At 60.3% G+C, this 21,254-nt stretch carries 11 protein-coding genes and 5 tRNA genes; 10 read left to right on the top strand and 6 right to left on the bottom strand.

All coding sequences use genetic code 11. From position 1 onward, the window contains the following. The first annotated feature begins 79 nt into the window (after window positions 1–79). Complete coding sequence (locus AC5O5R_RS20115; protein WP_494514674.1) at window positions 80–967, top strand: ATP-binding protein; 888 nt, start codon at window positions 80–82, stop codon at window positions 965–967. Further along, a complete protein-coding gene (locus AC5O5R_RS20110; protein ID WP_172222961.1) occupies window positions 968–1,450 on the top strand; it encodes a GAF domain-containing protein in 483 nt (160 codons plus the stop codon). Between the two features lie 129 nt (window positions 1,451–1,579). Here AC5O5R_RS20110 and AC5O5R_RS20105 read toward each other — a convergent pair whose 3' ends face one another. After that, complete coding sequence (locus tag AC5O5R_RS20105) at window positions 1,580–2,347, bottom strand: hypothetical protein (protein ID WP_172231799.1); 768 nt, start codon at window positions 2,345–2,347, stop codon at window positions 1,580–1,582. Window positions 2,348–2,621: 274 nt separating this feature from the next. Between AC5O5R_RS20105 and AC5O5R_RS20100 the strand changes: the two genes are divergently transcribed. The 5 genes from AC5O5R_RS20100 (at window position 2,622) to AC5O5R_RS20080 (ending at window position 3,185) form a co-directional block, all read left to right on the top strand. Continuing rightward, a tRNA-Glu gene (locus AC5O5R_RS20100) sits at window positions 2,622–2,697 on the top strand. A gap of 4 nt (window positions 2,698–2,701) precedes the next feature. Continuing rightward, a tRNA-Gly gene (locus AC5O5R_RS20095) sits at window positions 2,702–2,777 on the top strand. A gap of 92 nt (window positions 2,778–2,869) precedes the next feature. Next, window positions 2,870–2,945 (top strand) — tRNA-Glu (locus tag AC5O5R_RS20090). 3 nt (window positions 2,946–2,948) lie between these two features. Further along, window positions 2,949–3,024, top strand: a tRNA-Gly gene (locus AC5O5R_RS20085). A gap of 85 nt (window positions 3,025–3,109) precedes the next feature. Next, a tRNA-Gly gene (locus AC5O5R_RS20080) sits at window positions 3,110–3,185 on the top strand. 47 nt (window positions 3,186–3,232) lie between these two features. Here the strand turns inward: AC5O5R_RS20080 and AC5O5R_RS20075 are convergent. From AC5O5R_RS20075 to AC5O5R_RS20055, 5 genes are all read right to left on the bottom strand, one after another. After that, window positions 3,233–3,457 carry a hypothetical protein gene (locus AC5O5R_RS20075; protein ID WP_494514673.1) on the bottom strand — a complete coding sequence of 75 codons (225 nt, stop codon included), beginning with the start codon at window positions 3,455–3,457 and terminating at the stop codon, window positions 3,233–3,235. Next, a complete protein-coding gene (locus tag AC5O5R_RS20070; RefSeq protein ID WP_494514672.1) occupies window positions 3,454–4,596 on the bottom strand; it encodes a hypothetical protein in 1,143 nt (380 codons plus the stop codon). Before AC5O5R_RS20070 ends, AC5O5R_RS20075 begins: the two co-directional genes overlap by 4 nt. A gap of 210 nt (window positions 4,597–4,806) precedes the next feature. Beyond that, window positions 4,807–7,008 carry an autotransporter outer membrane beta-barrel domain-containing protein gene (locus tag AC5O5R_RS20065; RefSeq protein WP_494514671.1) on the bottom strand — a complete coding sequence of 734 codons (2,202 nt, stop codon included), beginning with the start codon at window positions 7,006–7,008 and terminating at the stop codon, window positions 4,807–4,809. Window positions 7,009–7,197: 189 nt separating this feature from the next. After that, window positions 7,198–9,213, bottom strand: a complete 2,016-nt coding sequence (locus AC5O5R_RS20060; protein ID WP_494514670.1) for a hypothetical protein — start codon at window positions 9,211–9,213, stop codon at window positions 7,198–7,200. Between the two features lie 55 nt (window positions 9,214–9,268). After that, window positions 9,269–14,230 (bottom strand): RHS repeat-associated core domain-containing protein, encoded by a 4,962-nt coding sequence (locus tag AC5O5R_RS20055; RefSeq protein WP_494514669.1) that lies wholly within the window; start codon window positions 14,228–14,230, stop codon window positions 9,269–9,271. A gap of 231 nt (window positions 14,231–14,461) precedes the next feature. Here AC5O5R_RS20055 and AC5O5R_RS20050 point away from each other — a divergent pair, with 231 nt between their 5' ends. Genes AC5O5R_RS20050 through AC5O5R_RS20040 form a run of 3 tightly spaced genes read left to right on the top strand, consistent with a single transcriptional unit; the run spans window position 14,462 to window position 21,251 of the window. After that, the gene (locus tag AC5O5R_RS20050; protein ID WP_494514668.1) at window positions 14,462–16,300 is read left to right on the top strand and encodes a hypothetical protein; all 1,839 of its coding nucleotides are present in this window, start codon (window positions 14,462–14,464) and stop codon (window positions 16,298–16,300) included. A gap of 25 nt (window positions 16,301–16,325) precedes the next feature. After that, window positions 16,326–18,818, top strand: a complete 2,493-nt coding sequence (locus AC5O5R_RS20045) for a hypothetical protein (RefSeq protein ID WP_494514667.1) — start codon at window positions 16,326–16,328, stop codon at window positions 18,816–18,818. A 3-nt stretch (window positions 18,819–18,821) separates the two neighbouring features. After that, window positions 18,822–21,251 (top strand): hypothetical protein, encoded by a 2,430-nt coding sequence (locus AC5O5R_RS20040; RefSeq protein ID WP_494514666.1) that lies wholly within the window; start codon window positions 18,822–18,824, stop codon window positions 21,249–21,251. The last annotated feature ends 3 nt before the right edge of the window (window positions 21,252–21,254 follow it).

The raw sequence follows: 21,254 nt of genomic DNA, 5'->3' as shown, positions 1-21,254 counted from the left end.
CCACAAAACCTGTGGGAGCGGCTTCAGTGGCGAAGAGGCCGGCACAGCAGGCCCCAAATCCGAATTTTCAGGAGCCCTGATGGACGCTCGCTTGATTGCATTTCTGGACCGCGCCGAATCGGTACTGGCGCGCCTCGAACCCTTGTTGCCGGCAGTACGCCCGGACATCGACTGGGGCACCACCCTGGCCGCGCGCTGGCAGCGCGATGGCCGTAGCGGCTACCTGCTGCCGCTGGAAGTCAGCCTGGATATCCGCCTGAGCGACCTGATCGGCGTCGACCAGCAGCGTGACCAGCTGGGCCGCAACACGCACCAGTTCATCAATGGCCTGCCCGCCAACCACGCGCTGCTGTGGGGTTCACGCGGCACCGGCAAGTCGTCGCTGGTGCGCGCCTTGCTGGCCGAACATGCCGACGCCGGGCTGCGCCTGATCGAAATCGAACGCGACCACCTGGCCGATCTGCCACGGGTGGTCGAGCAGCTGCAGAAGCTGCCGCAGCGTTTCATCCTGTTCTGCGACGACCTGTCGTTCGAAGCCGGGGAGGGCGATTACCGGGTGCTCAAGAGCGTGCTCGACGGCTCGCTGGAGCAGGCCCCGGACAACGTGCTGCTGTACGCCACCTCCAACCGCCGGCACCTGGTGCCGGAGAAAGAAAGCGACAACGAGAACTGGAAGCGGGTTGACGGTGAGCTGCACCCCAGCGAAGCGGTGGAAGACAAGATTGCCTTGTCGGACCGCTTTGGCTTGTGGCTGTCGTTCTACCCCTTCACCCAGGACCACTTCCTCAATGTGGTCGAGCACTGGATCGGCCAGCTGGCAAGCCCGGCCGGCCTGCGTTGGCAGCGTGACGAAGCCCTGGACATCCTCGCCGTGCGCTGGGCTACCGGCCGCGGTAACCGTAATGGCCGTTGTGCCTATCAGTTCGCCCGCTACTGGGTCGGGCTGCAATTGCTGGAGCAAAAGTAAATGATCGACCTCAATGCCAGTGGCGCCGGCCTCGACGGCTACAACCTGCTGGCGGCGCAAGTGCAGGCACTGTTTGCCGACGAGCGTGACTTCATCGCCAACGCCGCGCAGTTTTCGGCGTTTCTGTACAACCAGGTGGACGACCTGAACTGGGCGGGGTTCTACCTCAACCGCAACGAACAGCTGGTGCTGGGGCCGTTCCAGGGCCAGGTAGCCTGTGTGCGCATTCCATTCGGCAAAGGTGTGTGCGGGGCGGCGGCGGCTACCCGGCAAACCCAGCGCGTGGAAGACGTGCACGCGTTCCCGGGGCATATCGCGTGTGACAGTGCGTCGAACAGCGAACTGGTGATTCCGCTGGTGAAGGAGGGCAGGTTGATTGGTGTGCTGGACCTGGATAGTCCGAAGCTCGGTCGGTTCAGCGAAGCGGACCAAATTGGGCTGGAGCGGTTGGCGGCGGTTTTTCTGGCGTTGACTGACTGCTGATTGGTGTGTCGCCTGTACTGGCCTCTTCGCGGCTAAAGCCGCTCCCACAGGGACTGCATCAGGCTTGACGGCCTTGCGGTCCCTGTGGGAGCGGCTTTAGCCGCGAAGAGGCCGGTACAGGTTAATGCATCAGTCGTACATCACCTTCTTCTTCCAGGTCTCTTCCTCATCGGTCTTGAGCCCTTCAGTCAGTTCGTTCTGCTCGTCCTGCGCCGGTTCCATCTTGTCCAGCACCTGGGCGTTGGCGCGGGCCAGCAGCTTCTCCAGATAGGTCAGCTGCTCTTCATACACCTTTGGCTCCGGCTGCTTGCGCAGGTATTGCACCCCGCGCTCGAACGCCAGGCGGGCCTGGCCCGGCTGGTTCTTCTGCAGGGCCATCTGGCCGAGGCTGTTGAAGAACTCGATGTGCAGCAGCACCAGGATATGGCGGATTTCCTTGACCCAGTGCTTGGCCTCGGCGGCAGGCAGGAAGCCCTCCTGGGCGGCACGGGTGACCTGGTTGTGCAAGGCTTCCAGCAAGAAACGCACGTCCTTGGCCTTGACCTCGGTCTGGATCGGGTTGGGCGGGTTGTTGACCGGGATCTGTTCGCCCTGGGCTATCAAACCTTCAAGCTCGGCAATGCGCGCCTTGAGCTCGGCATTGTGCTTGTCCACCGCCAACTGGCGCTGGTTCAGGTTGAGCTCCAGACGGGTCAGCAGCAGCTTCAGCGCCGGGGTCATGAACTGGCCGGGGAAGGTCTCGGTGATTTCACCGCAGCGGCGCAGGCGGTCGGCCAGCTCGATCTTCATCCGGGCGCGCTCGAGCTTGCCGTTCTCGACCACATTGTTGAGGTAGCCGATCACGATCAGCAACGCGATACCCGCCACGATGAGCAGGGTGATCAGAAGTGGTGTCACCGTTAATGCCTCATTGAAGAAGAATTGCAGCTTTGAGTGTAGTGAGTTTGCGCGTGAGCGAACAGGCGCCGTATGTCTGTGCTGGCCCTCTCTCTATATCGACCACCTGACGCGCAGCTGCACCCCTACCGACCCGGAAGTCATTGATTTAAATAAATTTCTACAAAGGGGTTGACGCATGTTCCAACCATCCATAGAATGCGCGCCACTTGCAGCGTAAAGCACACAGCGAAACGCGGCAGGGAGTGAAAGCAGGCAGCAATGCCAGCAGCGTGTCCCCTTCGTCTAGTGGCCTAGGACACCGCCCTTTCACGGCGGTAACAGGGGTTCGAGTCCCCTAGGGGACGCCAAATTGCGGGAATAGCTCAGTTGGTAGAGCACGACCTTGCCAAGGTCGGGGTCGCGAGTTCGAGTCTCGTTTCCCGCTCCAAATTATCCGGCAACGCTTAACGGCGGGGCAGGAAATAGAAATCCAGTCTGAATCGTGAGGTTCAGGTCCTGGTGCACTGAAAAGTGTTGTGTGTCCCCTTCGTCTAGTGGCCTAGGACACCGCCCTTTCACGGCGGTAACAGGGGTTCGAGTCCCCTAGGGGACGCCAAATGCGGGAATAGCTCAGTTGGTAGAGCACGACCTTGCCAAGGTCGGGGTCGCGAGTTCGAGTCTCGTTTCCCGCTCCAGTTTAAATACTGTGGCGTCTATGCGGTACAGTGGTGGTGAAGGTCTTCATGGCGCTTCACGCCAATAGCGGTAAAGCTTCAAATTGCGGGAATAGCTCAGTTGGTAGAGCACGACCTTGCCAAGGTCGGGGTCGCGAGTTCGAGTCTCGTTTCCCGCTCCAAATACAAAAACGCCACTCTTTCGAGTGGCGTTTTTTTTTGCTTGGGATCAGGCCTTGTCTTCCAGCTGGGCAGCGGCACTCGGGAACTTCAGCCAGCTCACCTTGCCGTCGAATGACACCTCGACGAGCACATGGAACTGGAAGGTGAGGGCCAACTTCCGCAGGTCGGTTTCGCTCACGTTACCCAGCACCATCTCGCCAGCTTCGGTAGGAACGGGTAGCGCATTGGCAATGGGTAGTGTGATTTCCACCTCGGTATTGGTGCGGCTCACCCCAAGGATCCAGGCGTTGACGAACTGTGATGTATGCCGGATTCCCAGTCGCCCAGCGTAAAGGTGGCGCTGCCCAGATTGCGCACGTTCAACGCGCCGTTGATGATTTTGGTGCACTGGACCATTGGCAGGCCTTCGATTTTCCGTACTGTGACAAAGTGCAAAGGTGATGGCGGCACGTCAGGTTTGTCGATCTGGTAATGCAACTCGACCCGGCTGTTCATGTGCGGCGGCACATGCACGCGAGGGATCAGGTATTCACGTGCACCTGGCGAGGTGGGTGTGCTGGTGGAGTAGCCGCCGAGTGTGCCTGGTTCGCCCCAGTATGCGGTGACTGTTTCACCGGGCCTGATGTCGGCATCGTCCGGTATGACGAATGTGACGCCATTGACGGCCTTGCCTGGCTCCAGCGTGCTGAAGAAATCACTGCCTGTCGCCTCTTTGATGCGCGGCGGTGGCAGCTCGCGGGGTGGGGGGGACGGGTCTGATTTTACCGAGCACGCCAAGGCTCGCTGAGTTGCCGTGCCGGCCCGGTCCTGGACTTCATAACGGGCAAAGCGAGTGCCCTCGCCGGACTGGCGAATAAAGTCGCCTGGAAAGACCAGCTGCAGCGGTTTGCTGCTACTTCGAGTACCCAGGACTTCGATGTCGGCTTCGGTCAGCGTGATGATGCCGACCATCTGTCGCCCGACCGGGTCGGCGCTCCAGTACCATTTCACGCTGTCACCGGGTTCGGCGCCAAAGAACGATGGAACCTTGGCCGTGACCTCGTCGTCATTGGCCTTCAGGTAGTCCTCGGTCACCCCATCACGAATGATTAGCGGGGGAAACTCCAGCTGGTCTTCATCTGGGAGCAAGGGGGGGGTCTTGTCGATGTAAACAGTCAGCGGCCGCGACTCGGAAAGTTCACCCGCGTAGTTGAGCACGTCGTAATGCAGATCATGCTCGCCTTCGATCATCAAGCGGACAGGTGCGAGGATATACAGATCTGCAGGCTGAATTGGCTTGTCGAACGCTTTTTTCTCGACCTCTTTACCATTCCAGTACAACGTCAGGTACTCGGTCCCCAGCTCTGGCGCCGAGTGTGCCCACAGCGGGAACTCGACGCGCAATGGCTTGTAGGTGGCGACAAACGCCACGACATTGCTCGGCGCTCCCTCCACATCAGGCACCAGGTCCAATACCGTTGGCGGAACGAGCAGTGCCGTATCCGTGGCCGGTGACGGCGCTGCGGTCGATGTATTGCACGGGGCTGTGGTTTCCTGGGTGGTTCTTTTACGAGTCATCGGCCTTCTCCGAGCCTGACGTTGAGACGAAAAAGGGAAGGCGCTACGGCCTTCCCTCAGTGTTCACCAGCTGTACCGCACCCCGAGATTGACGCCCCAGGGCTGTTCGATCTTGCTGCCGTGGCTGTAGTCGAAGTCGGCATGCGCTTGCCATTGCTCTGCCCATGACAGCGCCAGGCCCACACCAACCTCACCGCGCGTACCGGACAGGTCGTTGGCGAAGCGGTTGCCGTTCACCTTGACCTGGTTATCGTTGGCCCATTCATGCACGGCCGCGACGCGCAGGTAGGGCTGGAGGGTGCGCCCGTCCGCCGCGGTGAAGGTGCGCCCAGTTGTGGCGCCGAGCTTGCCCAGCAGCGAGCGTGTGCGTTCGCCCTCGGTACTCATACCGTTGTCCAGGCTGTAGTCCTTGCCCTGCACCACCAGCCCCGAGAGCTGCGCGAATGGCTCGAGGAAGTAGCCGTCTGCCAGGCTCAGGTGCCGGCCGACTTCCAGCGAAACCCCCAGCCCTTGACTGGTGTAGTCCCCCTCGGTTTTCTTGCCGTCGCTCAGGCGTACGTCCAGGCTGTTCTCGAAGCGGTTGAGCCGAGCCGTGGCGTCGAAGTAATAGCCGCTTTCGGCCTCGAACCAGCTGGTATAGGCACCGATGTGGTAGCTGTCGACGGTTGCAGATGAACCACGTGCCAGGTTGAGGTCGGACGTGCTGATGCCCGCCGTAACCCCGACCAGCCAGTTGCCATCACCGGCTGACAAGGGGGTATCGGCGCCGAACGACAAACCTTGCTGATGCTGCTGATAGGCCACGCCAGCGCTGGCCGCGACATTGTATTTATTGCCGAAGGTACGCACCCAGGCGCCGGAGTTGGCCGGGTTGCGTCGCACCTCACCCATGCGGCTGCGCAAGGTGCCTAGTTCGCCGTACCAGATGGTTGGGGCTGCGTTGGCCAGGGCCATGACCGATTGCGTGCCAGGGCTGACCACTCGGGTAGTCAGGTCGAGGAACCAGTCGTTGTCGCCTTTGCGCACCAGGTCGTAGGAGTAGGCACCCAGGTCCACCGGCCCGCCTTGCAGTTCGAATTGCGCGTCGCCGCCGCCGGTGTGCACCATGTGCAGGCTGTTTTCCGCGTGCGGGTCGTGGCCACTGCTGTTGATCAGCAAGGTATGGTTGCCGCTGGCGTTGCCGGTCACGTCCAGTTTGTCCGATTGGCCGCTGCTGAAGTCAGCTTCCATCACGAAGGTGCCGTTGCCCGCCAGGCTGTCCAGCGAGAGGGTGAAGAACTCTTTCAGCTCGCCAAAGCGCACCGAGCCGCCATCCATGCTCAATGCGCCGACATGGGCATCGCCGACCATCACCCATTGGGCATTGCTGTCGATGGCCAGGCTGGCGACGTTTTCCAGGCGCCCTTTGAGAGTGGCAAAATTTTCGAGCTGAACTGCGGCACTGCCGCCTTCGGCGACGACGACGTCGCCCTCCAGCTGGCTGTCATTCACCCGCAAGGTCGCGTCAGCACTGTGCTCCACTTCCAGCAGCACGCCATTGCCCGCGCGCAGGGTCGAGCGGTTGAGCACGTCGATGTGCGCAGAAGCCGGGCGGATGGCGCCGATACCCACGACGATTGCCGATCCGTTCACGCCCTCGACCAGGCTGTTGTCCACCACCAGCGTGGAGTTGCCCGAAGGGCTGCTGCCTTCGCGCAGGCGTACGCCGTTCTGGCTGCCGCTGATGGTGGAGCCTTCGCGGGCTATCAGCGTGCCGTTGAACAAATCGGCGCCCAGGCCGGCTGCGCCAGTGCCACGCAGCTCGCTGCGTTGCAGTTCGAGCGTACTGTCGTTGACCAGCGCGCCCTGGCGTGCGCCGCTTATGTTGCTGTCGATGACAAGCGCCTGTGAGTGCCTGCCCGCGCTGCCATCCGCTGTCAGGCTCAGGCCGCGGGACTCGCTCACCACAGTGGTGCGCTGCAAGGTAGCATCTGCCCCCCACAGGGTGAGACCGTTGGCATTGTTCAAGGCGTCGATACGGCTGTCGCTGAACGTGACTGTGGCGCCCGCCTCTGCAAACACCTGCAACATCTTCGCGCCATTGGCCGTCAAGGTGGCGGGACCTATGACGCGGTAGCTGTCGAGTGCGCTGCCGGCATCGATCAGGGTGTCCTTGGTAACGTTGGTCTGGGCCCAGGCGGAGGTTGCCAGCAGCAGCGGGCTCAGTTTGCCCAGCAGGGTCAGATGCCGAAGAGAATAGAAAGTTGATCGCGGGTGGCTAGACATGGAATTTCCTTGTGTATATGGCTGCGTTTGTAAGATCCATCTCTCCTTTTTGTAGGGGGATCTTTCAGGCCGTCAGCCTATGTGCGCCACTTCGCGATGAATGTAGGAATTACCCTACAATTCACCAGGATAAGTCCTACATTTAGTGCTGGCGGCGGCCCGATATCCAAAGGCCGCTGCCAGCGGCGGTCAGGGGCGGGTCAAATCGCAAGTGCTCCCTGTGCCGTTGTCAGCGATGCTGACTCTTTTTTCCGCGAGAGCCGATACCAGCCCTTTTCCGGGGAAGCTGTACTTCACCCGGCCGCGTGCCGCCAGCGGTGAAGGGACATAGATCGGCAGAATACGATCCTCGTACGGCTGAATTTTCCAGACGAAGCCGTCCTCGATCATTGATTGAGTCAGCGTCAGCGTTTCGGGGAGGCCCACGTCGATGGGGACTTCACCGTCAAGCCCCTGGACGACCGTCCATTCGAGCGTGATCTTGTCGCCAGGGACGAGGTTGTACTGGGCACTGGCCGGGATCCTGATCCTGAATGCAGGAGGGGCTGTAGCGTCGTCCGGGTCCCACAAGGATGAGCAACTCAGCCAGTCTCGGGGCGTCAGCCCCTCGAACTGCCCGGCATCCGGGGTAATCGTCACCGCGTCGGCATCGACGTACTGGCGCTCCGACTCTTGTTCATTGAGCGCGTCGGCTGCTGCGCGCACGGTGTAGTGCACCGGCAGCCTCGGGTTGTTGCCGGCCGCATGGATGTACTTCCACAGGATCGTGACTTGCTTGACCGCGCCAGTCACCCGGTCGACCACCCAGCTAGCCTCATCCATCAGGATGCCATTCCAATAGAAGTCGACGACCTGTCCGACCTCGATGCGGTCGTACAGATCGATACTCAGCGTCGCGTCCTTACCGGCGTCAGCCCGCACCAGTCGGTTGCTCAGCCCCGACTCGCTGGTGATCTGCGGTGCGGTCAAGTAAGGGTTGACAGGCGCCGGCCATTCGGGGTCCGGGTCGGGGCGCCCGGGGCCTGCGATGGAAAAGTCGACGTTGATGCCGTCATTTGCCGGGCCATAGGGCACCTCGCCGCGCAAGATTCGATAGCTGACGTTGGTGGCTTCTACACCTGTACTGGCGCCGTACTCCTCGCGCAATACGTCCGGGGGAACCGGGACGCTGATAGGGAAGGGGCGTGAGCCCACAGGCTCAGGGCGCAACACGGAGCCGGCTGGGGTTACCCCGTGCCATGTGACTTCGATGGTGTCACGCAAGCCGCGGTTCTTGTACTCCGGGATGTCCACCGTGACCCCGAGCTGCGCATCCTTCAGGTCAAGTACGCCGTCCAGTGTCAGCGGTACTTGTGGTTTCTGCAGATCTTCCGGTTCGTCCCCGAGCACTACGTCGACCGAGCCCGGGAAAGCCATGCGGCTCTTGTTGGTCGCTTTGTCGAACTCGAAGTAGGTGATAAAGAAGCGGCCATCGCCCATGCGCCGTATCTGGTCGACCGGGATCATCACCTTGCGGTCATCGGGAACGGGCCCCTGGGCCGCTGGCGTGCCGAATTCGCTCTGTTCTTCTGGCCATTTCTCCAGATAGTACAGCTTGAACGTATCGCCCGGCTGCTGATTTGCCCGGGGCGGTAAAATGGCTTCAATCCCACCGGGGTGCGCGGCCAGGTAGGTTTCGTTGATGTAGCCGGCGGGCAGCTGTACCGGATTCGGCACTATCTGTTCACCCCATGGCGGGATGCTGTCACAGATCAGCCTGATGGCCTCCGACCGACGGTGAACTCCCATGTAATCTTCGTGCCTGTAGCGGATCCATAGCGCGCCATTGGCGGGGATATGGCCCTTAGGGTATGACACGGGAATAGGGAAATCGTCCGGCACGATCGGCGGAAAGCATTCCTCCGGGGTGCCGATGTCTTTGAAAGAGTCATTGGTACCGGTCAGGGAATATTCCAGCTGTAGTATTTCCGAGTCCAACTTGGGGTCGTTCGGTAGAAATGGCCATGGCGGAATGCGGACTTTAAGATCATCCGTCAAGGCATCTCGGTGCAGAGTGCCATCTGAGGGATCGATGATGCCTTTGACATCGGGGGCGTCCAGGCTCTTTGGGGATGGCGGTAAGTTGGCTGTTTTTGACTTCAGATAGCGCTTGCGGGTTTCTTCAGCTTTGCTGCGGTTGTCTGAAAGCGATGTTGAGTCTTTCATATTGGATCCTCGCAGTGCAAAGATATGTGTGGAGGGACATAAGAGAGCGTTAAGCTTATATTCTTGGGATTTTAAAAGCTTCTTCTTTAGGCATGTAGTACCAGAGTCTTTCCAGGCCCACTGGTGCTTTTTTAGGGGTTGCTTGTCCGTTGTAATTTAGATGGTTTTTCATCATTTGACTTTGTGAATAAATTCCAACTTTTGGAGCCGTTCGCAGTGCACTTGCAGCATATGCCAGACCGCCGCCAGCGAGACCTACGACTGCCGCCGCGTAGCTCAAGATCATGCCGATATTGCTGCGTGTCTCATTCCCTGCAAGAACGCCCTCCGTCTGTACCGCCGTACCTGCGATTGTCAACGTTGCCGTGATGATCGAAGTCGCAACGTTGAAGGCGGTGCTGAGCGTGCCTGCTCCCGCGGCTCCCGCAGCTCCCGCAGCTCCCGCTGCTGCCGCTGCTGCTGACGCTGCTAATGCTGCGGAGAATGCCGCTGTCGCAACTGTACCTGCCGCGACGGCTGGTGCTGCGGCTGCCGTGCCCGCGCCTACACCGACGGCTGCCCCACCGGCACCTACTATGGCGAAACCTGTCGTGCCTGCCGTCCAAGCGCTGGCTACCGCTGGTGTAGCTGCACCATACGTCACCGCAATCGCCACCACCGAGGCGATGGCGGCGAAAATGAAACCGACACCCATGCCGATCCAGCCCATCACACCGAGCTCCACGCGCGGCGAGATCCGATGCCGCTCAAGCTCCTGCCGCGACTGGCTGGTACCGCTGTAACCGGTGCTGAAATGCCCGGTAGGGTCGCGGAAGGTAACCGGGTTGCCCAGGCAGTAGCCGTAATAGTTCAGCCCCCCTTCGCCGAACGGGCTGAGCGAGTCCGGGCTGTGGAAGCGCATCAGCACCGTGTTGTAGGCACGATAGCCGTTGCCCAGCAGGTACCAGCCGCTGTGCGGGTCAAGCGCCTCGCCGTTGTAGCCCAGCGCAGCCAGCGCAGGGTCGTCGCTGTGGCCTTCGCCGTATGCCGTATAACGTATGGCCCGCGTGCTACCGGCCTGGCTTTCGGCAATCACGCTGTGGCTGGCACTGGTGTGCAGCAGCAACGGTGAGTGCGCGCCGCTGCCGCTTTGCTGCACACCCAGCGGTTGCTCGCCGTGGTGCAGGTACAGTGTCTGCACGCCGTCACGCACGGCCAGGCGCAATCGTTCACCGTCATGCAGCAGCAGGGTGCGCTTGCCGGCGTCGTGGCGACTGACCAGCAGGCCATTGCCGTCATAGCCATAGGTATCGGGCTGGCCCGCAGCGTTCAGGCCCAGCAACCGGTTCTGGCTGTCATAACGCACCGGGCGGTTACGCTCGTCGCGGGTCAGGTTGCCATTGGCGTCGTAGCTGAACCAGGGGTCCGGCTCGGCACGCGCAGGCGTGTATTTGATGTGTTGCAGCTGGCAGGGGTCGCGTTCCGCATGAATGAACTCGGCCCTTTCCGGGCGCGGCACGCTGGTGAAACTGGTAATTGTGATCACGATATTGTTGAAGGCATCGAAGGTGAATACCTGGGATTCGATACCGCGGCCCAGCGTGTCGCGCGGCAAGTCCGGCCCCTTGCAGGTGTGCCGGACCAGACGCGCATGGCTGTCATAACCAAAGCCTTCTTCAAGACGCAAAACACCGGCGACATGCAGTGTGCGGCTGAGCATCAAGTCATCCGCGCCCCAGGCCGATTCCTGCAGGCGATCTGGCTGACCGCTCTGGCGCCAGGAGCGCTTTAATTCGCGATCATGATCATCATATTCAATCGCCGTTTGCAGCGAATGGCTGCCTGCCCGGTCGTGGCTGGTGATCAGTTGCACGCGGCCCAGCTCATCGTATTCGAAGACTGCCTGCAACTGGCCCTGAAGCGTAGATTTCAAGCGACCGTCCGGGTAGTACTCGTGCGTGGTAGGTACACCATTGGCTTCTTGTGTACTTTTCAATCGGTCATGCAAGGTGCTGACGTGGGTCCTGCTCCAGGACTTGCCTGTGTGCACGTCGTCCCAGTGTTCTGCAGTCAGCTGGTTGGCCATGTTGTATTCGTAACGTCGCTTGCCTTGCCCGTTGTCACTGCTAAGCAAACGCGCGCTGGTGGGGTGATAGCCGAAGCGGGCGTGGTCTTCGGGCGCATTGTTGCTGGTCGGCATGTTGGTGAGCTGCAGGTTGTAATCCAGCTCGATGGTGTCCCCGGCAGGGGTGATGTACTGGCGTGGCATGCTTTCGCCTTCACGGAACAGGTAATACTCAGTCCGCCCGCCCGTGGTAGCGCCGACCAGGCGGTCCAGCCCGTCGTGGTACTGCGCACCGATTTCGCGGGCGGGTAACGAGACGTTCGCCGGGGTCACCACCAGGCTGGCGGGTAGCTCTTCGCTGGAATGCTCGGCGTAGGTGCGGGTCAGCTGTGTATTGTTGGCCTGCCGGGTGCTCAGCATGCGGCCCCAGGGGTCGTAGGAAAATAGTGTGGTGTGGTTGCGTTCATCCCTTTCGCTAAGGGTGTGTCCGAGGCCGTCATAGGTGTAGCTGCGCTCGCCGAGCAGCTCGTCGAAGGCATCCAGGCGCTTGCGCCGCACGGGCTTGTTGAACAGGTTGAGCCAGGTCTCGGTCTTGCCGCTGATCGCCCGCGCCACGTGGGTTACCTGGGTTTTGACACCGTTGCGGGTGTGTGTCCGGGTACGTGATTGCAGCTTGCCGCCTTCGCGCCAGGTGTAACGGATGGCGCCTTTGTGAGCGGCATTACCGATAGGATCGAGTACGTTGTGTTGTTCAACGCCATCCGGGCCAATGGAGCAGCATTGCTCACCCCAATCGTCATACCTCATGCGCTTGGTCAGCGTCAGGAACTGGCTACCTTGCAGCCAGTCGGTAACGGTTTCCTGGACCCGGTGGCCGAAAGCGTCGTATTCAAGGGTCATGACTTTGAAAAAGCTGCCCGGCCGTGAGGGATGAACGTTGTCCCTTTGCTCGAGGACAGGCCGGCCCAGGCCGTCCAGTACCGTCTCGGTAGTGATACCGCGCGCGTTGGTCACTCGATGCCGGGCGATGTCCCCGTCGCGGGCACACAGTTCATAGGCGTAGCGTCTGCCCGCCTCGAAGTCGGTCCCGGCCGATACCCGCTCACGGATAACACGGCGCAGTGCATCGAATTCCCAATGTGTCTGCACGCCGTTCTCATCGGATTCGAAGACCGTCTCACCGACCAGCAGCGAACGCCTTTCAGCGGTTGAGCGCAGCGCGCCGTCATAACCGATGAGGGTGGTGCGGGTTTCCAGCACCGGGTGCTGGCTGAGTGGGTCGACCATCCTCCTGAACTGATACTGGGTGGTGGTTTCCAGCGTGTTGCGTTTGAGCGTCTGCTGATAGAGGCGGCCATGCAGCAGGCTGGCAAACGGCGCGTCAATGTAGGCGCTCACCGTTTGCGCGAGCACCTCTGCCGGGTTGGCTTCCTGCACCAGTGTTTCGGTGTGCTCGACAACCATTGGGCTAAGCGTGATGGTGTCGCTCGCCAGCGGCGTCAGGGCGCGGTACCGGTAGTGGCGGGTCAGGGTGGGTGCCGGCCCTTGGCCGTCGCTGGAGGGTGTGGTGGTCCGGCTCTTGAGGTGCCGAACGAAACCATTGGCATCCCCCGGGTACCCGTCTTCAGCCTCTACGCCGTACCAGGTATTGGTTTCGGTCACCCCGCTGGCCAGTTTGCGCCAGGTGATGTTGCCATGGGTGTCGTACTGCGTTTCAACCGTTTCCAGGCGGCTGCGGGTAATGTCGTTGGCCAATGACCAGCGGGTCTGCTCCCTGATCGGCATCTGCAGGGTTGGCGCCTGCTCGTCGAATGAGCCTGGTCTGAGGTTGTAGGTGGTGTTGATTTCATGAACGCAGTTGTTCTGGACGGTTCTGGTGGCAGTCAGCAGATGGAAACGGTTGAAGGTACGGGTAACGCTCTGCAGTGGGTTGCTATCTGCGTCGCATAAGGTTTCGACGGTTTGATACTCGTAGTCGGCCGAGTACTTGTAGAGGTTGTCCAGCCCGTCGTCACTCCAACCAATGCCACTGCCGAAGCCCAGGAAATTGTGCGAGCCCGGATAGACATAGGCTCGCTGAAATGCGGGTTGTCCCTGACCTGGCTCGATGATGTGGCGGGTAACCCGGGGCAAGGCCAGGGGGCGGCTGGTACCTGGGAACTGATGCCCAGCATCTTGATAAAGCAAGTATTCCCGAGCGCCGGTAGGGTTCTCGACCTTGCTCAGGCACAGATGATCGAGCACCTGCCTGTAATCCAGGCGCCAGCTTGCATGCTCGGCGGTTGGCAAAACAACCGATTCGACCCAGTCGGTGTTGATCAGGTTCATCACATAGCGGGCGAAGGGCTGGCCGTCATCGCCCTGGTAAGGCCGTTCGCGCAACTCGATGCGGCCATCCTTGCGCTCTACTTCCAGAAGGATCTGCCCGCTGCCATCGGTGATCGAGCTGAGCATCATGTAGGCCGGGTTGAACGGCTGGTACGCCAGGCTGATGTGGTGCCCTGTCGCCGAATAGATCTGCACCGGCAGGGCGATGCGCCCGGTCATGCTGCCCATTTCTTCGAGAATTTCCACCACGCCAGAACGGTGTACCACCCGATAACGCGCGTTGCCACCGGGGCCGGCAGGTTCGCGATACAAATGAAAGTGCGCCAGCCGTTGCTCGCGCAGGTGCAGGCGGTCGCCGGCGGTTCCGGTGACCTTGAAAGTTTCACCGGTAGAGGTGGTGACGACTTGGTTGTGCGCAGTGAACTGGGTCAGTGACAGGTTCCAACCTTTGCCCCAGCCAGAGTCGCTCTTGTTGAGCGGGCTGAAGTTGAGGCTGAGTTCCGGGTCGGGGCCCTGGAAGTCATTGGCGCGCAGGTCGGGAAGTTTGATCGACAACGTGTACTGGCCGGTGCGCGTATCGACACCGTTTTCCATGAAACTCATGAAGTTAAGGGCGTTGGAGTGAATTGAAGGTTCTGAGCTCATGGTGGTGTGTCTCATCGTGTGCATGAGGAATGAACAAAGGCGTTTCAACTTTCAATGCGCCCATGCTGTACAGAGCTGGAACATGACAGCGCGGTGCTGCGATACGGGTCGACAGTAGTTGAAGTTACCTGGGCTGGCACCTAGCAGTTTTGCCAGGTGTCGAGCAACAGGGCGGGTGTTATATCTAGCTCAAGTTGCCGATTGGCCCTGTGTTGCAACGGAGACGCCACAATGGAAATGCCAGAGGTCGCGCACCTTGATGAAAGAAGTAACTCGGTCAGCCTGGATGCACTAGGCGATGCCGAGCTGGAGACCTGGATCAAATACCCCGGTATCGCCGAAGGGGATTACGTACGTGTCAACTGGCGAGGGTGCAGGGCGGACAATACGGCCGATGATATCTTTGGGGCTCGCCAAGTCCTTCGTCTGGACCCCGTAAAGGGCTGGCTGTTTCCAATCGCTAACGCCCAAATCAACGCCTTGCGCGGTGGTCAGGTTTTCTACTCGTACATGCAAGTGACTGATGCAGGCGAGCCGCTCAGTGAGGAGTCCCTGCGTCGGGCCTTTTATGTCCAGCGGCCGGACGAAGGCTACTGGTCATTACCGGTTCCCCACCTTCAGGACGCCCATCAGGGGAAAATCGATGCCAGTGCGCTGAAGCCTGAGGGCGTGCTGTTGGCGACAGCGCCGTATGCGGCCATGAGCGAAGGTGACGAGATTACGCTGACCTGGACGCCTTTCTATAACGAAACTACAGAGGGCACACCGGTTCAGCAGGAATATGTAGTTGAGGAGCACGACATCGGTCAGCCACTGTTGTGGCACCTGGAATATGGCGATGTATACAACTACCTGGATGGTTACGGTTTGTTGCAATACCGCATCAAGTACGCCAGCGGTACTAGCAGCGAGTCGTTGGTGCAGCGCTTCGAGATCGTCTGGCCCGAACCCGAACCCGAACCCGAACCCGAACCCGAACCCACCGACCCGGCACCCGCGCCACTGTTGCCGCCACCCCGCATCGACGGGCATACGGGGGGCGCCCTGGACCCCGATGACGAAGCCTATCAAGACGGGGTGTGGTTGGAACTGGAGGTTGACCCGCAGATGCGAGTCGGTGATTCGTTGATGCTCTACGCAGTGGGTCCTCAAGTGACATTGCGAAGTTTGCGCGCGGATGTGAGCTCCCTGGACGGCAAGCAGGTTGCCGTGCTTTTGGACCGCGCGTGGCTGCAGAGCGACGAGAACCGTGGCAAGCAGGTCACTTTCAGCTATGAATTTGCGCGGCAAGGCGTGCAGAAGCGCTCGCAGGTGCTCACTGTGATACTGCAACGCAAACTCCACCTGCCGCTGCCGGTAATCAAACATGCAGTGCAGGAGCCTGGTGATGAGTCGCACCAAGCCACGGTCCACCCACGCAACCTGGGCAGTGGGGCTGAAGTCAGGATTCCGCAGGATGCAGAACTCGGCGAGGGAGAGGTGCCTGCGCCGCAGATCAGGCTCCACTGGCAGGGACACGGCAGCACAGGGAACGTCATCGTGCCTCAGCCTGCTTCTGGCGACCAGCGCTTGTTCAGGGTGCCGCGATCGGCAATGGCGGCCAACCTGGGCAGGCGGCTTGACGTGTACTACACCCTCACGCGTCACGGCGAGGCGCCTAGGGAGTCGCAAAAGTTTGACTTGCGGGTGGCCGATTTCGACAGCGCAAGTTACCTCCCTATCCAGGTTTCAGGCGTTGAAAACGGGCAGTTGAAATTGAGCGAAGTTCCAACGCACGGGGCCCTCTGCACGCAGGACAGTTGGACGTTCATGGCAGAAGGGCAATTGCTCGGCATCGAGGCAGAGGGTGAGCCGAGAACCGGTAAACCCCCCACTCATGTTCTACGCCCGCGCACCGCGGAAGTGACCGAGGATGAGTACTATGACGGCAGCATTGAAGCGCTTCTTCCCATACAGTTTCTCGAAGGCCTGAATTTGAACAGCACCCTGAGACTGACAGCATATGCCAGTTTCGATGACGGTGAGACGTGGCGAGCCTTTCGCTCTGCCGATATTAAACTGGTTGGCTGAATATAATTAATTTCGGAGGTTACCCGTGTCGAATAATTCGAAGGCGGCGCTGCTGGCGTGGCTTCAGGCCGGCGATCGAATGCTGAACTGCGATTCGATCTTTGCCATTGAAAAGAACAAGGCCAACCCCTTGTTGATCCAGGAATATATAAGGCGTTTTCACACAGGCTCCTACCTGGAGCCGATAAACGGCGAAACGCCTGCGGACAATGGTTATAAAGTTTATATGCAAAACTTTATCCTGGATCATCCGCGCTTGTCTTTTGACAACGCCGAAATCACAAGCTCGCGGGCCAGCCTGCGCATGAGGATCGTTGGCGGTAACCAGGTAGGGTTGAAGAAGGTTGGTGCACACTGGTATCCCCAGCGCATTGACCGGATTGAACCCCTGGTGGGCCCGGAGTTGCGCCTGCGCCTTGAGCTTGCCGATGTGCCAGGCTATGTGAGTGAGGAGGCAGGCCTGATCCTCGATTTGCGCAACAGTGATGATTTTGTGGTGACCTTCTCCGATTCCAGACGTATTCGAGAATTGGGAGGCGATTTTTTCAAGACCTTGTTCAAGGCGTTACCCGACAGCAAACGCATCTGGTCACTAGGGCGTATCGAGCAAGGTAATGATGAACTGCTTCGACCCGAATCGTTCCGACTGTTCACTCAGCGTAATCCGGCGGTCAATCCTTCGCCGATGGAAGAGGATGATGAAGATGTTGATGGCGCGGTAGTCGGGTTGATCAGCATGGTTGCAGGCAGCGGGCAGCCAGATATACCAGGGCCGGAATACCGCTACTTGATCCCTGATGACAGTGACGTCTACTCGGCCAGTGTGCTTTTCGAGCGTAAACGCGTGGCGCTTGCGACCGTCATCAGGCTCCTTCCGCGTGACATTTTCCAGAACGTGGAATTCAAGATTGAGCGGACGCCAAACGGTGAGATGTCAGCGATCGCAACGGCGGGGGAGTTGGCCGTTCTGTCAGAGCGCAAGACATTTAGCTACCAAGGCAAAAACGATGCTAGAGGCAGCGTTCACTGTGAAATTGATGCTCTTCTGGTTACCGATAAAGTTCCCCTTGCAGGCATTTTGAAAATCAACGTGGTGGCAGATCGCGTCACGCTGGAACTGTTGACTGGTCGGCATGAAGTTTTCACCCTACTGGAGGCGTACCGGGAAGTCAGCTACGCACCGCACCCCTGGGTGAACCCGGATTTTGTCGTGGGCATCTGGAAGTGTGAAACCAGTTTAACAGTGCGCGGTGAATGGCGGATTAAGGATCTTCAAGGCGCCACGTTGGAGTTGTCCAGCTTTATCGCACAACCAGGAATGCTCAAGTACCCTGAGCGGCTCTTCCCATGGGATGGGGAGTCGACGGGAGGGGCGCTGGATGTGAAACATATGATGTTTGTCCTGATGCTCCCCTACACGTCCTACCTCGACATAGGCGAGTTGAGAGCTTTTGGGCCGATGAGGGCCGCGCTCGCCAAGGACCTTGCCACCCAGTTACGTATGGATGAGGTGGTCGAGCAAACCATCAAGCTGAATTTCGGTGGCGCAATTTTGAGCCGCGAACAGCATATGCCCAATGACATCATCTGTTTCGGCCGCGTCGACCCGCGGTCGACCACGTTCACCGTGACGCCGCTGGAAAAGATCCTGGTCCACGGCGACAAGTTGCAGCTTGCATGCGTGCCTGCGCAAGCCGGTGTGAAGTGGTCGGCCGAGTCGGTCGAGGGGGCGACGGACGACGCGGGCCATTTCGATCAGCATGCCAACGGCTTGTACTTGGCGCCGGGCAGCACAGGTATTCAGGGTGAGTTCACCCGAGTACGGGTCACCGCCACGGATCCGGTCAGCGGTTTTTTCAGTTCAGCACTGCTCACCGTGGTCAAGCACGCCCTTCAGGTCAGCCCTTTGCTGGACGTATGTCAATCGGGCGACGAGGGGGTCAGCCTCAAGGCCGAGCACGTGACCGGTGGTGAACTGCAATGGCGCATCCTGGGCTCACAACCCTTTGGCAAGCTGGCGCATCCGACCGGCACGGCCAACACCTATCACCCAGGCAAGGACGTGGTGGGGAAATCGTTCGTGGTCGAGGAGGTGGAGGTGCGCAACAGCCTGACCGATGAACGCCGGACGCTATGTATCGTCACCCAGATGACCGGGAACCGCCCCGCTGATGTGCTGGTGGACGAACGCGATGACAAGTTGGGCAGAGTCTGGCTTTCCATCAGTGCGGGGGGGGCGGCCGGCGTCAGTGAACTGACAGTCGCGTATGGCCCGGGGCGGATCGACATCGATCAGGGCGGTAAGCCTTACTACCAGGCGACCGCCGAGAGCCCTGCACATTTCTGCGTTGTCCGCGCCTTCTGGCAGCCCTCGCCAGGGTTCCCCTTCAGCTTGGAGGGTTTCATCGTGTTGCCGCTGCCCTTGGGTGAGCACATCAACGCTTATCAGGCCCTCGAACAGGCTGCACAACGCGTGGGTGCACGCATGCAGTCCAGCACATCAATGGAACAGGGTTAAATCATGGCTACCAATTATCTGTCGGTCATCACGGCTTGGATGAAACAGCAAACAAGCCATCTTAACTGGGACCTCACATTTGCCACACGTCCCGAGCAACTGAACCAGCTGGTCGAGCAGGCGCATTACAGCCAAGAGGACAGTGCCCATGGCGATATCGAAGGCGAGATCGCCCTGCCGGGTTCCGGCGTTACCCATATCCTGACCGGCTACCGCATGGGGCCGCCAGTATTGGCGGCCATGCAGGCAGCGCATGCTTCGGCAAAGGTCCAGCAACGCATCGCCCTTGAGGGTGGTACGCACCTGACCGTGGACAAGGTCGACGGCCTGCTCGGTCTGGCGGTGCATGATGTGCTGGACCCGCTGCCAGTGTCGCAGGCCTTGGTGCTTGCCAGCGATGCCCAGGGCGTGAGGGCCGACCTGCGCGATGGCACTGATACCGAACTCGATCTGGGCGGCGGCCTGCCCCAGCGCCTGGCCGCCGGGCGCTTCTTCAAGGATGTGCTCAGCGGCCTGGGCAGTGCCCGGCAAATCTATCCTTTGGTGACGTTCAGGACACCCATCGGCAACCCTTACCTGCAGGTGCGCCGCACTGAGGTACGTACCCATGTCAGTAAAGCCAATGGCACGCCTGCGTTAGTCATCTTCGCAGGCGTTGACAGCGGGCCGACGGGCGACTTCCCAGGCGAGGACTCCGGGTATCCTTTCCTGTTACCTGACGACCTGGAAACACCGGTGAGTAGCAGTGTGTTGCTGACCTCGCGCTTCCTGCATCGGGCCGCCTACGGTGTCGGCCTTGAGCATATGCTTGAAGGTGGGGCGTTCGACGCCACTTTCGACGCGGATAACAACCTGCAGCGCCTGGATGCCAAGGCTGGTCTGCTGCCTGTGCACCCAAGCACCTACGAGAGCAACGCTTATCAGTTCAGCTGTGAGGCGTTCGAGATTGCCGTGGCCGGCGCTCCGCTTGACGCCGATACCGATGCGCGGATCGCCAGCCAACACGGCCAAGGATGCTGCTGCTGCACATCAGCCCTGAGCAATGCGCAGGGCCAGGAGTCTCAGGCTGATTTCCAATCGCCCCTCAGTATCTCGTTCGAGCGTGATGAAGTACGTCAGCACTGGAAGTCCCACTGCACCCTGTCATTGACCTACAGCGCCAAGCCGAACGGAGCGGAGCAGACTCACACGGCGACCTTCCAGTTCAACCTGCAGACGTTGTTCAACTTGAATGAACCGGCGTCATCCGAGGAAAGCGCCGGCGGCATGCTGCTCGGGCAAGTGTTGTGGCCATGGCAGCAGTCGGCCGAAGTGACCCCTGTCAGTGGCCTGCCGACCAACATGCCGGCCGAGCTACGCGACGAGATCTGCGCGTTTGTCGCGTTCTTGATCAAACAGGCGGTACTGGAAGGCCTGGCCAAGCAGCTGACCGCGTTGATTCCGGAGCAAGTGCTGGACGGCGCCACGTTGGCGGGGTGGTACAAGCTCGCGCCGTTCCGGCACGAACTGCCCAATGGCATGGCCTTGTTTGCCAGTGACGGTGGCGCTGCAGGGTTTCGTATCGTCGATCCACCCATCACACTGGCCCCGGCACAGCGTCATGCCTTTACCGTCAACCCGCCGCTGGAAAACGTGACATGGTCGTTGCGGGAGCTCCCTGGCAGCGTCGGTGACCTTGGCCGGATCGATCCCGCTACCGGTGACTACCGGGCTCCTCCAGCGCATGCCATGGGAAGCGAGCCGATGCGCGCCACGGTTGTCGCCACTGACTCGAAAACCGGCCAGAACAGCACCACCCTGGTCACCGTGGTGCCCTCTGCAATGACGGTCAACCCGCTGGTTCAGGTGTGCTACGTCGATGACACTTTTCCACTGACGGCCGGCACCCTGGGCGGAGCCTTGGAGTGGTCGGTGGCTGACGCCGGGGAGGACGGACGCGGTTCGGTAGCACCCGATGCTGATGGCAAGCGTTGCACCTACACCACAGGTGCCAAGGTTGAAGGCAACGAAACCTATGTACTCGACGAAGTCAGGGTGCGCAACACGCTGACAGACGAGGTGCGTTCGACCTATGTGCTGGTGCGCCAGCGCGGCCCGGAGATCGCGGTGACGCTTACCCAACGGCCAGACGGCAAGTTCCAATTGCAGGGCCGCGCCTACGGCACGGACCTGGTGGACGTGGAGTGGAAACTGCCGATTGATGGTACTGGCACGATCGATGGCGAGAAAAACGACCACTACACGCCGCCCTTTGCTGATTCCGACGCGCGTTTCACCCTGATCATCGGCAAATGGGCGCTAGAGGGTTCCGATTTCATCTTCGAAGGCCACCTGCTGCTGCAGCTGCCTTTGTCACAGCATTTTGCAGCCATGCATCGCGCCGCCAGCCCGGCAGGCCTGCGCGTGGCCCCCGCACCGTCGCTTGGAGGTTGAAGC

The organism is Pseudomonas sp. 8_5_2, from assembly GCF_059295255.1.
This window is presented reverse-complemented; position numbering and strand designations above follow the sequence as displayed.

What these genes read in the sequence shown, in the direction of transcription:
- AC5O5R_RS20115 (WP_494514674.1), top strand. Translation starts at nt 80, where the DNA reads ATGGACGCTCGCTTGATTGCATTTCTGGACCGCGCCGAATCGGTACTG.
- AC5O5R_RS20050 (WP_494514668.1), top strand. Translation starts at nt 14,462, where the DNA reads ATGGAAATGCCAGAGGTCGCGCACCTTGATGAAAGAAGTAACTCGGTC.
- AC5O5R_RS20065 (WP_494514671.1), bottom strand. Translation starts at nt 7,008, where the DNA reads ATGTCTAGCCACCCGCGATCAACTTTCTATTCTCTTCGGCATCTGACC.
- AC5O5R_RS20060 (WP_494514670.1), bottom strand. Translation starts at nt 9,213, where the DNA reads ATGAAAGACTCAACATCGCTTTCAGACAACCGCAGCAAAGCTGAAGAA.
- AC5O5R_RS20040 (WP_494514666.1), top strand. Translation starts at nt 18,822, where the DNA reads ATGGCTACCAATTATCTGTCGGTCATCACGGCTTGGATGAAACAGCAA.
- AC5O5R_RS20110 (WP_172222961.1), top strand. Translation starts at nt 968, where the DNA reads ATGATCGACCTCAATGCCAGTGGCGCCGGCCTCGACGGCTACAACCTG.
- AC5O5R_RS20055 (WP_494514669.1), bottom strand. Translation starts at nt 14,230, where the DNA reads ATGAGCTCAGAACCTTCAATTCACTCCAACGCCCTTAACTTCATGAGT.